18 protein-coding genes and 1 tRNA gene are annotated in these 15,036 nt (G+C 60.4%); 14 read left to right on the forward strand and 5 right to left on the reverse strand.

What is annotated here, in order from left to right:
- Nucleotides 1-145 precede the first annotated feature (145 nt).
- Nucleotides 146-1,501 carry an IS1380-like element ISKpn23 family transposase gene (locus ACFSAG_RS10890; RefSeq protein ID WP_003168745.1) on the reverse strand — a complete coding sequence of 452 codons (1,356 nt, stop codon included), beginning with the start codon at nucleotides 1,499-1,501 and terminating at the stop codon, nucleotides 146-148.
- A 904-nt stretch (nucleotides 1,502-2,405) separates the two neighbouring features.
- Here ACFSAG_RS10890 and ACFSAG_RS10895 point away from each other — a divergent pair.
- From ACFSAG_RS10895 to ACFSAG_RS10935, 9 genes are all read left to right on the forward strand, one after another.
- A complete protein-coding gene (locus ACFSAG_RS10895; protein WP_205007787.1) occupies nucleotides 2,406-4,055 on the forward strand; it encodes a hypothetical protein in 1,650 nt (549 codons plus the stop codon).
- Nucleotides 4,056-4,146: 91 nt separating this feature from the next.
- A complete protein-coding gene (locus tag ACFSAG_RS10900) occupies nucleotides 4,147-4,335 on the forward strand; it encodes a helix-turn-helix domain-containing protein (RefSeq protein ID WP_204992712.1) in 189 nt (62 codons plus the stop codon).
- A gap of 3 nt (nucleotides 4,336-4,338) precedes the next feature.
- Complete coding sequence (locus tag ACFSAG_RS10905; protein ID WP_381514622.1) at nucleotides 4,339-4,527, forward strand: hypothetical protein; 189 nt, start codon at nucleotides 4,339-4,341, stop codon at nucleotides 4,525-4,527.
- Nucleotides 4,520-4,720: a hypothetical protein gene (locus ACFSAG_RS10910; RefSeq protein ID WP_204992711.1), complete on the forward strand. Its 201-nt coding sequence runs from the start codon at nucleotides 4,520-4,522 to the stop codon at nucleotides 4,718-4,720. Before ACFSAG_RS10905 ends, ACFSAG_RS10910 begins: the two co-directional genes overlap by 8 nt.
- The gene (locus tag ACFSAG_RS10915; protein WP_204992710.1) at nucleotides 4,713-5,024 is read left to right on the forward strand and encodes a MarR family winged helix-turn-helix transcriptional regulator; all 312 of its coding nucleotides are present in this window, start codon (nucleotides 4,713-4,715) and stop codon (nucleotides 5,022-5,024) included. The genes ACFSAG_RS10910 and ACFSAG_RS10915 overlap by 8 nt, the downstream gene beginning before the upstream one ends.
- Nucleotides 5,021-5,941, forward strand: coding sequence for a toprim domain-containing protein (locus tag ACFSAG_RS10920; RefSeq protein ID WP_204992709.1), 921 nt, complete (start codon nucleotides 5,021-5,023; stop codon nucleotides 5,939-5,941). The genes ACFSAG_RS10915 and ACFSAG_RS10920 overlap by 4 nt, the downstream gene beginning before the upstream one ends.
- Before the next feature lie 2 nt (nucleotides 5,942-5,943).
- Nucleotides 5,944-7,227, forward strand: coding sequence for an AAA family ATPase (locus tag ACFSAG_RS10925; RefSeq protein WP_381514626.1), 1,284 nt, complete (start codon nucleotides 5,944-5,946; stop codon nucleotides 7,225-7,227).
- A 97-nt stretch (nucleotides 7,228-7,324) separates the two neighbouring features.
- Complete coding sequence (locus ACFSAG_RS10930; protein ID WP_381514628.1) at nucleotides 7,325-8,203, forward strand: hypothetical protein; 879 nt, start codon at nucleotides 7,325-7,327, stop codon at nucleotides 8,201-8,203.
- Complete coding sequence (locus ACFSAG_RS10935; protein ID WP_381514631.1) at nucleotides 8,112-8,306, forward strand: HGGxSTG domain-containing protein; 195 nt, start codon at nucleotides 8,112-8,114, stop codon at nucleotides 8,304-8,306. The genes ACFSAG_RS10930 and ACFSAG_RS10935 overlap by 92 nt, the downstream gene beginning before the upstream one ends.
- On the opposite strand, the gene ACFSAG_RS10940 is transcribed toward ACFSAG_RS10935, so the two are convergent.
- The 4 genes from ACFSAG_RS10940 to ACFSAG_RS10955 all read right to left on the reverse strand — a co-directional run bounded on the left by ACFSAG_RS10940 (nucleotide 8,303) and on the right by ACFSAG_RS10955 (nucleotide 10,908).
- A complete protein-coding gene (locus ACFSAG_RS10940) occupies nucleotides 8,303-9,595 on the reverse strand; it encodes a hypothetical protein (protein WP_204992706.1) in 1,293 nt (430 codons plus the stop codon). The two genes, ACFSAG_RS10935 and ACFSAG_RS10940, sit on opposite strands and share 4 nt — an antisense overlap.
- Before the next feature lie 23 nt (nucleotides 9,596-9,618).
- Nucleotides 9,619-10,056 (reverse strand): helix-turn-helix domain-containing protein, encoded by a 438-nt coding sequence (locus ACFSAG_RS10945; protein WP_204992705.1) that lies wholly within the window; start codon nucleotides 10,054-10,056, stop codon nucleotides 9,619-9,621.
- Nucleotides 10,057-10,065: 9 nt separating this feature from the next.
- Complete coding sequence (locus ACFSAG_RS10950; protein WP_204992704.1) at nucleotides 10,066-10,368, reverse strand: DUF4258 domain-containing protein; 303 nt, start codon at nucleotides 10,366-10,368, stop codon at nucleotides 10,066-10,068.
- A 449-nt stretch (nucleotides 10,369-10,817) separates the two neighbouring features.
- Nucleotides 10,818-10,908: transfer RNA gene (locus ACFSAG_RS10955), tRNA-Ser, on the reverse strand.
- 71 nt (nucleotides 10,909-10,979) lie between these two features.
- Between ACFSAG_RS10955 and ACFSAG_RS10960 the strand changes: the two genes are divergently transcribed.
- The 5 genes from ACFSAG_RS10960 (at nucleotide 10,980) to ACFSAG_RS10980 (ending at nucleotide 14,944) form a co-directional block, all read left to right on the forward strand.
- Nucleotides 10,980-11,996, forward strand: a complete 1,017-nt coding sequence (locus ACFSAG_RS10960) for a peptidylprolyl isomerase (RefSeq protein ID WP_381514636.1) — start codon at nucleotides 10,980-10,982, stop codon at nucleotides 11,994-11,996.
- Nucleotides 11,993-12,313: a DUF1905 domain-containing protein gene (locus ACFSAG_RS10965; RefSeq protein WP_381514639.1), complete on the forward strand. Its 321-nt coding sequence runs from the start codon at nucleotides 11,993-11,995 to the stop codon at nucleotides 12,311-12,313. Before ACFSAG_RS10960 ends, ACFSAG_RS10965 begins: the two co-directional genes overlap by 4 nt.
- Nucleotides 12,314-12,829: 516 nt before the next feature.
- Nucleotides 12,830-13,435 carry an SOS response-associated peptidase family protein gene (locus ACFSAG_RS10970; RefSeq protein ID WP_381514642.1) on the forward strand — a complete coding sequence of 202 codons (606 nt, stop codon included), beginning with the start codon at nucleotides 12,830-12,832 and terminating at the stop codon, nucleotides 13,433-13,435.
- A gap of 27 nt (nucleotides 13,436-13,462) precedes the next feature.
- Nucleotides 13,463-14,185, forward strand: a complete 723-nt coding sequence (locus ACFSAG_RS10975; RefSeq protein ID WP_381514645.1) for an NRDE family protein — start codon at nucleotides 13,463-13,465, stop codon at nucleotides 14,183-14,185.
- A 381-nt stretch (nucleotides 14,186-14,566) separates the two neighbouring features.
- The gene (locus ACFSAG_RS10980; RefSeq protein WP_381515319.1) at nucleotides 14,567-14,944 is read left to right on the forward strand and encodes a thermonuclease family protein; all 378 of its coding nucleotides are present in this window, start codon (nucleotides 14,567-14,569) and stop codon (nucleotides 14,942-14,944) included.
- Nucleotides 14,945-15,036: the final 92 nt, after the last annotated feature.

Here is a 15,036-nt window from a genome sequence, read left to right on the forward strand (position 1 = left end):
CGAGCGGCGTCGTCGGGCGCGCAAGGCGCTGAGACAGGGCAGATCGGCCCGCGAAGCCGCCGTGTTGTGCCCTGGTGGCGGTGTTTTTCAGCGCAGCGGACAGACCCATCCTGCCGTTTTCGTTCAGTTTGGGCGTGGATGGCGGTCATGCGCATAGCGGAGGCGCTCGCAATCGGCGGATGGCGGCGAGGATGGCGCGGACCATCGGACCGGTGACGGCCACCTCGGCCAGCTGGAAGGTGATGGCGCGGGCATGGCGGACGACACGTGCCCCGATCTTGATCAGCTTCAGTTGCAGGCTGGTCAACGACCAGTCGGCCATCGTCTCGGGCAACTCGATGCAGCGCAAGAAGATGGCCAGGTTGTAGGCCAGCGCATGCAGTTGCAGTCGCACCTCATTGTCGCGGAACTTCCGGCATGACAGCCGCGTCCAGTGGAAGGCATATTTACCTTCCTTGATGTGCTGCTCGGCGGTGCCGCGCTGGTTATAGAACCGCACCACCCAGTCGGGCTCCATCGGCAGGTTGGTGACGATGAAGCCGACACGCGGGAACAGTTCGCCCGGATGCCATTCGATCTTGGCGATCACCCGGCGTTCCTTGTCCCAGGATGCCGCCTGATACTCGAAGTCTTCGTAGAAGCGCTTGACCTTGGTCAGCGAAGGTCGCCCGACAGGGCGCGTCAGCCGATGCGCGATCTTCTCGCGCAGGACGTTGTTCGCAGGCAGCCGGATGGCGTAGAAGAATCGGGCTTCTTCCAGCCGCTCATAGATCGCGGGGATCGCGTAGGCGGCGTCAGCCCGGAAGAACCGGCCGCAAAGGTCGCGCTCCGCGTAGCGGGCGATGACGGGGTCGAGAACGTCCCGCCAGCCATCGGCGCTGTGGACGTTGCCATGGCGCAAGGCGCAGCGCTCCAGCATGCCGAACTGGTTGAACAAAAAGTTCGGGTGATAGCAGGTGCAGTCGAAATGCCCGTTCCAGGCCGCGCCCTCCTGATCGCCATGGGTGGGGCTGACCGAACTGTCCATGTCCAGAACGATGTACTTCAGCCCGTTACGGTCATGGAACCGGTCGATCCATTGGCCATTCAGGTCGGCCAGCGCGGCACGGTTCTCGGGCTGTGCCAGTGTCTCGGTCTCGAACCGTCCCATCTGCGAGGCCGAGGCCGCTTGCGCATCGACAGCCCTTCCACCCACGACCTGGCGCATCACCGGATCGAGGGCCAGGCGGTCGGCGTCGTTCACATCCTCGTATCCGGCCAGTCGCCCGAACACCGATTGCCGGAACAACCCGTCAAGCCGGTGGACCGTGTTCTTGCCGCGCCGGGTGTCGCGCAATGCTTTTGCCGCCAGATCGGACAGCCCGAGCGCGTCATCCAGCTCGCGCATCACCAGCAGGCCGCCGTCGGAACTGAGCTGCGCACCTCGGAACTCCACATGCACCCGGCGGTCGAACTCGACCCGATCTGCCCGCTTCGAACCCGCACCCTCTGGGTGATCCATCAAACGCGCCCCTCACGGCCATCAACACCATGATTTATATCGGAAATATTGAGATCCTGACAGCAAAATCAGCGATTTACTTGGGGAATGTGGGAAACAATCTCTTGGTAGTCTCTCCAGACACGTTCCTTGACCTCCGCTATAGTGACATCGTTCGGCACATCTCGGTAGGTGCGCCGCGCGCCGCTCGATAAAGTGACTTCAATGTCGCGAACCGTTGGAACAGTCTCTTGCTCTCGTTCCCACGGGGCTTCAGCTACATTCCTTTCACTCGAAAGCAAGTCACGCGGCTGAGGAACATCTAGCAATGGATTCCTGATCGCTTTCGACTCCGACGCTGTAATTGCGTCCGCCATGTATTCTGGGCGCTGAACTAGCGTTTGGGATGCCCCATTTAGCATGAGTGCTGCGATAACAGCGAAGGCTATAGTGGGCGCCCCGATCCTGCCTATCAGAGTCGCCTTGTTGCTAAGCCCCAATGCCAGAAATGCTGGCAGAACCCAGACAATCACCGGAACTATCAATATAGCATCGAGGCTTCTCTCAATCTGAGCGACCACGAGCATTCCAGCGACATACAATACTGCCAGAAATGTGAACAAGTCCCGCCATCGATGTGGACGAGATTCCCCTACAAATCTCTTTAACATAGCCTGACTTCCGATACGGATTGAGCGTCGATGCAATTCGGTAGCAAATTAGCTTTCTCATGCCAGATATTGGCTCATAACGGAATGAGTGCTTTACGCGATCCCGGAGAATGTGAGGATGGTTTCTGAGTGCGGCTGGCAAGCGGCCACATGAAGCCATAGATTGCGGGCGGGGATAGGCAGGCCAGCCGACAAGCGCGCATCCCACGCGCTTCCCCGCCTTCACCATGGGAGCCGCGAAGGGAAGCGGGCGATTGGCTAGCGAGCTACAGGATGACGACGACGCTGCGCTGATTTTGCGCAAGGCCGTTCGCGAAGTGATTTTGCGGTTGCGCGAGACCGTTTCAGAGGCTGATCCTGCCCCATGGTATGATGTTCCGACCTATGAAGGTGAGACTTGGGCGGAAGGCGATGCAGCCGGATTTGTCCACCGCAAGAAACTGGAACAGCTAGCTAAAGCGAAATTGAAAATCGCTCTTCTTTCGGGTGATCTCGTGGCGCAATTCAGCGACGGAGCCGAAAACTGCGACGTGCCAGGTTGGGCTTGGCGAGAGATACGATTGCACGATAGCTATTGGTTTGACAGTTGCATACCGATTGATCCCTTCCTACCCGATGATTGGTATCGATGGTCAGGCCATGAAATATCATTGGACCGCCGCGCGCTGAACGACTGGCTTGCTCAAGCTGACCTTGCATCGGTTGGCAAGCCACCGGTTTTTCCTGAACCGCATGACGTCGCGAAGAAACCTTTACAAATCACCGCGCGGCTGCCTCGCGATTCCGCGTTCGTCACAATCTCCGAGGCCGTTTCATGGGTCGCGTTCGGAATTTCCATGGACCAAGGCAGGTTGAGCCTTGCCTTGGAGGGCAAAGGAATTGACCCGACCGAATCCCGGCGAAATGTAAGCCTTGCGATGGCGAAGCTTGCTGATCGCGGCACTGGTGGCAGTATTGCGATGCGTGGCAAGTATGTCGCCACATACTTGACCGATGACCGGCCTTTGCAAACTGAGCCAATTGATCCGGTTCGGTTGGCAGATTTTGCTCGATTCGATGTACTTCACGATGGCCTAGCGTTTGGCGACGGTCTCGCATGGATCGATGATCAGGCCAGTCTCGATAGCGTATTCGATGGGCGAGATGACGCTTACCGGAACGTCACTGTTAACCGTGCGGAACTGCTGAATGCGTTTCCGGCCAGATTTGACGATACCAAAGCATTGCTTTCGCCGCTCCCTGCCGCATTGCCGGGGGTTGGGCCAGTGCTAGGAATGGAGGAAGCGCTTTCATGGCTGGCACATGGGAAACCCTCCGATGACGTTCAGCTATGGCAAAATGCGCTTGGATGGATGCAATTCAGATTTAGCACCGGCGAGACGTTCAATGTAGGTGAGGACTCTGAACTGCCGGAACACCATTTGCGTTACCGGGAAGCAAACCGTGTCCTTTGGAGTCCTCTCCAAGACGGCAATCTGACAGCATATGTTGAGCAGTCGCCTAGCCGAGTATTGGCGGTTCCACGGCATTATTGGAACCAAGTCGATCCCGCGCATCTCGATCATGTCTATCGTGGAATGTCCGACACAGATGACGGGCGGGGATGCCCTATTCTGTTGTATCGGCTGGCATTCGATGAATGGCGAAACGGAAGCCAGTCTGCGTCGGTGGCATGGAGTGACAAAAAAGGAAGAGCGCCTGCCGTCAAGGCGGGACGCCCACCAAGCGACGAAGAAATACTGGCCAAGGCCGACGAAATGAAGGCTCGCGGGTTGGATGGTCGAACAATTGCCGGTCAAATGAGGCATGAACCGGGTTTCGAGAATGTCGCAACCACCGAGGTTCGTGAACTGATTAAGGGGCGGTGGAGGCCGTCAGGGCGGCCTAAGCAGAGAGGCGCTTAATAAGGCCGCATATCCCCCGCACATGCGGGTTTTGCTGCGCATTTTTCAACCGTGTTTGCTCGCCTTGTTCAACCACGAACGAGGTCTTTCAATGCAAACCGAAAAGCACGATCCCCCCAAGATCGCCTATTCCATCAAGGAAGCCTGCAAGGCGTCCAGCTTGGGGCGCACCACCATTTATTCGCACATTGCGGCGGGTCGCTTGCTCGCACGGCGCATCGGCGGGCGCACTGTCATTCCGGCAGAGAGCCTGCACGCGCTTATCGCGGGGGAGGCATGAGCCATGCCCCAGAAAAGCGAAACCCGCGCGGTTGAGGCGCGGGCATCGCGGAATAGCTGTGGCGGCTGGTTCCGTGATCCTCTTAGCCCCTGCACCCTGCAATCGCAATTCCTGATCGCAGCGCATCACGTCCGGCCGGAAATGGCCGCGATGATCGCCGCGCTCGCATTCGGCGGAGGCGCGCATGGCTAAGCCATTCAACCGTTTTTCCGATGCTGCCCGCGCCTTGCTGGCGGTGGAAAGCCTGTCCGAAAAGGAAGGGCAATTCTGTGGTGGGCTGGCCTATCGCGCTGCCCCGCTCAGCGACAAACAGGCGAACTGGCTTCGCATCCTGCTTGATCGCCATGGTCTGCCCGCACTTGCCGAGGGAGGCGCGCATGGCTGATCGCTATCCCGACATTCCCGGCGCAAAGGGACCGGACGGCACGAGCCAGGACGCTGCCGAAGCTATCGCCCCGACCGTCTCGCATCTTCGCCGCCTTGCCATGCGCTCGCTGGAACAGCTGGGGGAGGCGACCCCGTTGGAGGCCGTGGCAATATCCGGCGTCACGCGGGAATCGCTCCAGCCGCGCTTTTCGGAATTGCGCACCATGGGCCTGATCGAACCGACCGGAGCGCGGCGGCGCAATCCCAGCGGCAAGAGCGCATCCGTGCTCAGGCTCACCGACAAAGGGAGGGCCGCACTGTGACTGTGAATATTGAAGCGATAGCGCGCCACTACGGCGGCAAGGTCTGCAAGGGCAATGCGCTGATCCCGACGCCTGGCCATTCTGCCCGTGATCGGGGAACGGCAATCAAGGCCAGCGCACACGCTCCCGATGGCTGTCTTGTCGCCTGCTACAATGGCACTCAGGCCGATGCTCTGGCAGTCAAGGAAATGCTGCGCGCAGACGGCTTTCTAGCGGCGGATAGCGGGCGCGAACTGACAGCGACGGAACGGCGCTCGATCCGGCAGGCCGAACTTGCCCGCAAGCGCGAGCGGCTGGAGGCTGAGGAAGCGGCGGCACGGTGCGCGGCGGACCTATGGGCCAATGCCAGCCGCGCCGATCCCGCGCACCCTTACCTTGTCGCCAAGGTGCTGGAGCCGTTCGGTATCCGGCAGGAGGGGCGCGATTTGCTGGTGCCGATGGTCGATCCCGGCTTTCGCCTGTGGAACGTCCAGCGCATCCGGCCTGATGGTTTCAAGCTGTTCGGCAAGGACGCTCGCACGGCTGGCCTGTTCTGGCCCCATGGCGTGCACATTCAGGACGGGAGGCCATCGGCTGGCCCGCTGGTGATCGGGGAAGGCTTTGCCACAATGGCGGCTGTCCATTCGGCAACCGGCTTTGGCGTTGCCGCTGCCATGTCCGCGCGCAACCTCGAAACCGTGGCGCGGGCCATGCGCAAACTGTTCCCGACGCGCGAACTTGTGATCGCGGCGGACGACGACCGTCACCTAACGGAGAATATCGGGCTGGGAGTCGCCAGAAAGGCCGCTCAGGCCGTTGGCGGGGTTGTGGCCACCCCAAGGCCGGAAACGTGCTCAGCGGACTCCAGCGTCGATTTTGCGGACATTCCGCGCGGCGATGTTGCCGGACGCATCGAAGCTGCGCGGCTGGGGGAATGACAATGGCAGCAACCGCACCCCAGCCGATGGACTATGCCGCGCTCCAGCCGGACGAAGCGGCGGCGCGCATCAATGGGCATACCGCCTTGCGCGCCACGCCTTACCGCTGGCCCGATCCCGCTTCGCTGCCACGGCGGCAATGGCTCATGGGCCATTGGCTGCTGCGCGGGGAAGTGACCGCGATCATTGCGCCGGGCGGCACCGGCAAGAGCACGATCGGCAACACGATTGCGCTTTGTCTCGCCAGCGGACAGCCGCTTTTGGGCAAGCCCCTGCATCGCGGGCCGCAAGCGGTGTGGATCTTCAATCTTGAGGACGGGACCGACGAACTGGAGCGGCAATTGTCCGCCGCCTGTGCCTATCATGGCATTGGCCCCGATGATTGCGGGAATCGGCTGCACCTCGATAGTGGGCTAGTCCAGCCGCTCTGCACGGCAAGCGAGGACCGGGACGGCTTCACGCTGGCAGAGGAAGTCTTTGCCCAGCTTGCCGCGACGATCCGCGAACGGAGCATCGCAACGGTGATCGTCGATCCTTTCGTTTCCAGCCATGCCGTGCGTGAAAGCTCTAACGAGGCAATCGACGCCATCGCCAAGCGGTGGAAGCGGCTGGCCCAGGAAACCGGCTGTGCGGTCGTGCTCGTGCATCATACCCGCAAGCTGGGCGGGCGCGAGGTGACGGCAGAGGACGGGCGCGGCGCGGTGGCCTTGCGCGATGCTGCCCGCGTCGTGCTCCCGCTCAATCCGATGGGCGACAAGGAAGCCGAAGAACTGGGGATTGCGGACCCGGCATTGCGCCGCTCGCTGGTGCGTATCGACACCGGCAAGGCCAATCGCGCGCCACCCGACGCGGCAACGTGGATCAAACTGGAAAGCCAGAGTCTCGACAATGGCGACGGGCTGGAGCCGTCCGATTTTGTCGGCGTGGCCACGCTCTGGGAAAAGCCGGACGTGTTCCATGGCCTGACAACGTGGCACCTCTACACCGTCCAGCAACGGCTTGCGGCTGGTGACTGGCGGGAGAGCGTGCAGGCCAAGGATTGGGTTGGCCATCTTGTCGCCAACGTGGCGGGCCTATCCGCCGAAACCGACAAGGGCCGCATCAAGGCCATCATTCGGACGTGGAAGCGCAACGGCGCGCTAGCGGTGGAGCATCGCGCGATCAATGGCCGGGACGTGCCTTTCGTGATCGTCGGCAAGCCGGTTGACGCCAGTGAAATAGGCTCCCGTCCGCACCTTGCAACGTGTGGTGCGGAAAGTGCGGAAGGTGCGGGCGCGGACCCGTAACGAACCTGCCCACACCACCACCCCCTTTATAGGGGGTGAGGTGGTGGTGTGGTGCGGGTGAATGCTGGCGAGGATCAATTTTGAAGGTGCGGGAATTATGACTGAAAAGAGCAAGGCGAAGCGCAAGCAACCGGCGCGCAAGGTCAAGGCTGGTGCCCAGCCGCAAGAGCGGACTGTGACGATCCCGTTTCCCGACACGGACAGCGAGGACGAGGCCAATCGCATTCTGGCGAGAGACGTTCCCGGCTGGGAAAAGCTCGACAAGGACGAGCGGGCCGAACTGTTGCGGCTGATCCGCGATCATCGCAAGCGCGGCGCACCTGCCAAGGTGAAGATGACCCGCAAACCCGATGGCGGGTGGAGCATCGAACCGACCGGCAAGAGCGAAATGCTGGCGCTGCTCAAGCTGCACGAAACCTTTTCGGCCAATTCGATTGACCCGGTGAACGCGCGGGCAAACGAACTGCTCAAATATCTCGGCTCAGTTGGGGCGGACAATGAAGGGCGCTACAATGCGGCGCTGTCATTCATCGAAAGCATGAAGCCCCAGGATCAGGCCGAGGCACTGTTGCTGGTCCAGATGTATTGCACCCATGACGCGGCAATCCGGGCGCTGAGCCAGCTTGGATCGGCGGAATGGATACCGACCGCGCAGACGCTCGGAAACCTTGCCACGAAGCTGCTGGGCACCTCTCAGCGGCAAATGGAGACGCTCGCCCGGATGCGCCGGGGCGGGGAACAGGTTGTGAAGCACATCCACGTCGATAACCGGGGCGGGCAGGCCGTCATTGCCGAAAACGTCAATCAGGGGGGCGGAACAGCGAAAAATGAGGATCAATGCCATGGAGCCGGAATTACTGGCAGCGGCCCCGCGATGCTTGGCCATGACGCGCAAGGGCACGGCGTGCCAATCCCCAGCCGTGAAAGGGCGGAAGCGGTGCCGTATGCACGGCGGGACGAACCCCGGCGCGCCTAGGGGCAATCAGAATGCCCGCAAGCATGGCGGCTATTCGGCAAAGACGCTGGAGGCGGTGCGATATGTGAAGGCGATTGCGCGGCTGGTGCGGGAGTTTGATTAGCCCCGCCACAGCATAGCGACAGCCAGCGCCCCGATAAGCCACGGCAACAGCGCCACAGCCTTTTCAACCGCTTTCATCCGGTCGGAAAGGTTCCTGAATTGCTGCTCAATTTTGCTTTCGTGCGTCTCGGTATCTTCGTCCACCATCCATTCGGCTGTCGGGCGCGGATCAAACCATTTCCAACGTTTGTGAAGCTGTTCGCAACGCCGCTGATAGCGGTACAAGTGACCGCCGTTCAGGCAATCTTCCTCGAAGATTTTCCGCGTCTGCTTGTTCATCAACACATCGTCATTGGTCATCGCGGCGAACACGAATGCCTCTCCGTCCTTTTCATGGCCCTCTGTAATCGCCTTCGCATCAAGCTTCGCATTCCCGTAGTATGCGCAGCGCCGCGCAATATCGTCTGCGTCAGCCGTTCCGTGGATAATGACTTCTTTCTTGCCGTAACTCTTCCCGTAAAGCGCCGCGATCAGGCACCGAAATTCCGCCCGCTCAGATAGGCCGGTGTCAGTGTACTTGTCCCGATCGCTTGACTTCTCCTCCTCCCCGTTCTCGTCGAGAATCCACCGTTCAAGAACCGCATCAATGCTTTCTTCGTTGCTGACTTGATCGGGAGCGAGTTGCTTCAGAAGATAGCTGAGGCTCCATAACCATTTATCCGAAGTGGGAACGGTGCCCAGCATCGCGAAAATGGCCTTGTGAAGATAGTAATGACCCATGTCCGGGCCATGCTCATCGTCGTTTCGCGTATGGAGTCGCTCATTACGACCGCCCATTGAAACGAGCTGTCGCCGCCGATCCTCATCCATCCCTTCGCAAAATTTGTCTCCACGGTAGAGGGCCAGCAGAACGTCATCAGCGATAGTCGGATTCAGGATCAAGGTTTCCGCTTCGATCCAATCGCTGCTGGTCATTACAAAGGCCAGTTCCGCTTCCCCAATTGTGTTTTCGGGAAACCGGCTCAAAAACCCTTTGCTGTCGATTGTCTCGTTTGCGAGGACGGCTAAGCGAAGGCCCTGCCTGTATTGTGCATCAGTTCCATCAACGGCGGGAGATTTGCCCTTACGGTACAATTCCCCAATGGTTTCGTGCGATGCCCCAAAGCTGGCAATGGCTAAGTCAATGAGCGGATCGTTCCTTGCGGCCAGGCTGGCTTCAAGCTCTTCGCTGGCGGCGGTGTAGGGCGACGTTTGAACGTCTGCGCTGTAAGATTTGAGTTCCTCGTAAACAACGGGAGGTGGGGCAATTAAGAGCCGGGCCAAGCGCGTTCGCTGTTCAACTTGGCCCATTCCCGACTCCCCCCGCAATACGTCTAGGCAGCAACCTTCCAGCCGCCGCTATCTTGCTCAAGCGTAATGCGCGCGTCGGTTTCCTCAAGGTCAGAATCCACCAGTCGCTCGATCATGTCACGAATATGGGCGTTGCCCTCGTTCAATTCCCGGTAGATCGCACGAATGAAGCGATCAGCGATCTTGGGCTGGCTGCTCCGCTTTTCCCATAGCGCGACCGTTTGAGCCTCATTGCCCAGCATGGATGCTAGCTTTGCTTGGCTCAGGCCCATCTCTTGCCGCAGGAAGCGCAATTCGGTCCCGGTCAGCTTCCCGCCCTTGTTGACGATTCCATGCGCAATGGCGCGATGCAGGCCCTCCACGTCATGGATTGCAATGCCCGGTCCATAGGGGGTGTCGTGCTCATCATAGCCGTTCGCCAACCAGACGTTGCGAAGGCCGCACTCCCGATAATGATACATGCTCGCCTCCTAGAAAACGGTGATGACGATTGCCCGCTTGGGAATGTCAATCGCCACTGCCACGTCCAAATCCTTGCCCGCGACGCGGTGCGTCACGGTCAGTTTCCAATTCCCATGCATGTCCAGCGCCACCGGCTCGCTTACGATCCCGCGTTGCAGACAGGTCAAAACCTGCACCGGGGAAACCTTGCGTTGCCGCATTCGCTTCCGGGCATGATGCGTGAAGATCACCTGAGCACTGTCCTGAGCAATCTCGCGAAGGACTTTGAGTGCTGTTGCGTCGTTCATCCGCATGGGAACCGGATCGATCATAACCCATAAATATTATGGGTCCGTTGCTTTGGCAAGCGGCGTTGCAAGGCATTGGAGCGTTGCCAGAGTTGGGACGGCCCACGAACACGAATGCCCCGGAAATGATTGGCCGGAAAACCGCAGGAACCGGCCCATTTAATCAAATCCGAATGGCCAATCATTTTTGAGTGAGAAGCTGCCACCTCCCGAAACCCGCACAATTCTGCCATTTCCAGCCGCGATTTGTCGCGTACGGTGTGTAGTCGTTTCCAGCTTCCACGGCTGTCACCGGCATGGCTGCCCGAATGACTTTGCGGACGATTGCCCCGCCCTTATTGAAAATTGTCGAGGAGCGTGCCGATTGAACGAATCCAGCCGCTCGTGTTCGCCTCAAGCGTCGGGCCTATCGGGGAACGGTTATGGGAACCAGCGCACGATCTTGAAAAAATATCAATTAAATCAATGCATGGTGGCGGAGACGGAGGGATTCGAACCCTCGATACGGTTTTGCCGTATACTCACTTTCCAGGCGAGCGCCTTCGACCACTCGGCCACGTCTCCGCATCCTGGATGGCGCGCCCTATCGTGAGAATGCCGCTTTCGCAAGCGCCGATGCTTTGCAATAAGGTCCTATGATCAAAAAGCTGACCTTAATCACCTGCGCCGCTGCATTGGCCACGTTCCCGCTGGCGGCACAGGATGCAAAGCCTGTATTTCCCTCGCCGCCAGAAATCGTGGCCAAGGCGAAAGCAGAGGAGTGGACCGCAATTGCGCCGTCGGACCTGTTGGTTATGGACCTCGCGCCTGACGCAAAGGGCAAAGCGCGCCGTGTGGTCATCCAGTTGATCCCTCCGCCGTTCAGCCAGGGCTGGGTCGGCAATATCCGTAAGCTGGCGGCCGCGAAATGGTGGGATGGCACTAGCATCAACCGCGTGCAGGACAATTATGTCGTGCAATGGGGCGATGCGACCGAGAAGAAGGTGCTGCCGGAGGGGCTGGTGACGGTCAGCGAGGCTGCCTATGCATCGAGCCTGTTCGAATGGCAGAACGAAAACGCAAAGCGCGATAAAGAGCGTCAAGACAAACAAGCGTCAGAAGTGTCGACACCACCCATTGTGAAGAAAGTCGAACTTGAGCCATATCCCGCATGGCATAGTCGCGATCCCTTTGCTTCCTGGGTGGATTTCTACAGGGGTTGGCCAATCGCCACCGCTGGATATTCTTGGGAGCAAATCTGGTGGCCGACCCACTGCTACGGCATGGTGGGCGTTGGCCGGAACCTTTCGCCCGATACTGGAACCGGTGCGGAGCTTTATGCCGTAATCGGCCACGCACCTCGCCACCTCGATCGCAACATCGCGCTCGTCGGGCGGGTGATCGAGGGGCTCGAACATCTTTCCTCTTTGCCGCGTGGTACGGGACCGCTCGGCTTTTATGAAAAGGAAGAAGAGCGGGTTCAGATCAACTCGGCGCGACTTGGCGATGAAATCGCTGACCTGCCCGCTTTTGAGTATCTCTCAACCGATAGCGCCAGCTTCGCTGCCTATGCCGACGCGCGCGCGAACCGGCGTGATCCGTTCTTCATAACGCCGGCAGGGGGTGCAGATATCTGCAACATTCCGGTACCTGTGAGACGGAAGGCGAAGTGAGCGAAAGCGTCGATGTAACTGCTACGCTCTGGATCTGGACCAGCCCGGAAGCCCCTGCGAGCTGGCACTTCGTGACCATTGAAGGTGAAGCTGCCGATGCCATCCGGGCAACCGCTCTGATGCGGCGGCTGGAGGGCGGCCAGCGTCGGGGTTGGGGTTCGATCCGGGTATCGGCGACCATTGGCGACACCAACTGGCAGACCTCGGTCTTCCCCAGCCGGGAAAATGGCGGTTACCTGCTGCCGGTAAAGGCAACCGTTCGCAAGGCAGAGAGCCTAGCGGCAGGCGACGAAGTGACTGTCCACCTGCGCTATTAAAACCTTATGATTGGCGCGTATCGCGATCGGTCAGCACGACGAATAGCATCACGAGCATGAACGAAACCATCATGCCGGCAAAGATGGTGACGGGAAGGATTGAAAGGTCAGACATAGTAAACTCCCTTGGATGATGGAGTGTACTTGCCCCGCTTTTGCCGGCGGTTCCTTGACATTAATCAAATGGTAAAACGCCTTTGCTATAACGTTTGTTTTAGTACATATTGCACAAAATATAAGTCGCACAAGCAGTTATGAGACTGAATTGCCGTGTGGGAGGCGATGATGATTGAGGGCGACCAGAGAAAATCCGACCGCAGGGGGATTGAGAGGCGCTCCGGTAAAGACCGGCGCAGGGTTAACGATCCGGCCTATAGTGGGCCAGAACGAAGATCGGGGATAGAACGGCGTTCCGGCGTGGACCGCAGGTCTGGCCTTGACCGGCGTTCCGAAACGCGCGACGACGTCGATTGAACGCGGCCCAGCAGGGCTGAACCCCACAGAGCAAAGGCTGCGATGGATTGTCGTCTCGACATGGCGTCTGCCGATATTGCTGCAGCCTTCGATGCCGATCCCGGACCTGATCCGTGGGGCGGGGGTGCGATCGCGATAGGGCAGTTTGCGCCGGTGATCGTGAAGGCGGGGCGAACTGCGCGGAAACTGATCCGACCCATGCATTGGGGGTATCCCGCGCCGGGGCAGGCGACGGAGATGGCGGCCCTTGGTTCGATGCGCTGGGTGGGTCATGTGCGCAACCTGCAAAGCCCCTTCTGGATCGGCAACCTGCGCCATGTCGAGCTGCGCTGCCTGATTCCCCTCACATCCTTTTCCCTGCCTGCGGGCGGGCGGAGTGCGCGGGTGCGGTGCAGCCTTGAACAAGGCGGGGTGATGGCAGCGGCGGGGATATGGCGCGACCTGACCGACATGCCGGTGTTCGCGATGCTGACGGTCGATGCCTCGGAAGCCTTGCGCCCGGTCGAGGGCGGGGCGATGCCGCAAGGCATGCCCGCATTGCTCGACAAGGCGGCGCAGGAGCAGTGGTTGCGGGCCGAATGGAAAGAGGCTGCCCGCCTGGTAAAGCCCTATTCCGGCAGCGACCTGCGCGTCGAGACGCTGTGCTGATCCAAGAGCGCGCTCGCTTTTCAGTTCGTGCTGGGCAATAGGGGCGCAATGTGCGTCGTTGCCATCGCCCTTGATTGCCATCCGCGCTGGAAGCTGGTGCTTGCCGGCAACCGCGATGAGTTCCACGACCGGGCGGCGCTGCCGCTCGGCAGGTGGAGCGACGCGCCAGCGGTGATCGCCGGGCGTGACTTGCAGGCGGGCGGCGGCTGGCTGGGCGTTTCGGATGCAGGCAGGCTGGCGGTGGTGACCAACATCCGCAATCCGGCGGGGGCGGACCCGGCGAAATTGTCGCGCGGCGCGCTCGTCGGCGATTGGCTGGCGCACGGCCAAATGCCCGACCTCGCGGCACTGCCTGATTACAACCCGTTCAACCTGCTGCTCCACGATGGCGGGCAGACGATCCTGCTGTCGAACCTGCCAGAGCCGCAGCGCGAGCCACTTTTGCCCGGAATTCATGGGCTTTCCAACGGCCATCCGGGCGAGCCCTGGCCGCGCAAATCCTCCATGGAGGCGGCGCTGGCGGAATGGATTGCCGCTGACGAAACGCCGGAAAAGCTGTTCGCGCTCCTCCGCGATGAACGCATCTTGGACGATGGCGGCATCCCGATCTTCATCAAGGCCCCGGTTTACGGCACCCGTTGCAGCACCGTGGTACTGGTTGACCATGAAGGCGAGGGCCGGATCATCGAGCGCCGTTTCCACCCCGATGGCAGCGACGCAGGCGAAAGCGCCTTCGCCTTTCGCTGGTAAGCTCTGCGGCATAACCGGGCGGTTTTCGAAGACAGAGCAATTGGGCAAGCAGCATCTTGCTCCATAACCGCGCTTGTTCCCTCCGCCCGAACCCGAAATGGAGCAGCCCTGCTTTGGCTCGCCGTTGACGCAAATGTAAACTCGGCATAGCTAAGCCGTACCGCCGGTTATCCAGCCGGCGCTATTGCGGCCTTCGGGTCGCAAGGGTGGTGGAACATGAACAAGATCACGCGCTTTTCGCGGGCGCGGCGCGCGCCTGCACGCCGTCGGCCATGGCGGCTCGCTTTGCTGGCATTTGCCGGCTCGATGGTGTTTGCCCAATTGGGCATCTGGCAATATCGCGAATTCGCTGCCTCCCCGGCAGAGGCCGCCGCGCCCGCCATGCCGCGCGCCGCAGGCAGCGGCGATAGCGAGCGCGCCTCCTTCACCTTTTGCCATGCCGGCGGTGGCACCAATTGCGTGGTCGATGGCGACACCATCTATTATCGCGGCACCAAGATCCGCATCGCCGATATCGACACCCCCGAAACGCATGAGCCGCGCTGTCCGCAAGAGGCGGCGCTCGGCAAGCAGGCGACGCAGCGGATGCACGCGCTCGTCAATTCGGGCCCGTTCAGCCTTGAAAGCATCGATCGCGATGAAGACCGATTCGGCCGCAAATTGCGCATCCTGACTCGCGGCGGGCAAAGCCTTGGCGGCATCCTTGTCGATGAAGGCCTCGCCCGCTGGTACCAAGGCGGCCGCCGCCCCTGGTGCTGAGCCAATACCGGCGCGCAGCGCACTATTATTTTCACGCAAAGACGCTAAGTCGCAAAGAAGATCGCGTGCAACATATTGCCCGCTTCGCGCCT

The sequence above is a fragment of the Sphingorhabdus buctiana genome (genome assembly GCF_042680825.1).
Lineage (GTDB): Bacteria > Pseudomonadota > Alphaproteobacteria > Sphingomonadales > Sphingomonadaceae > Sphingorhabdus_B > Sphingorhabdus_B buctiana.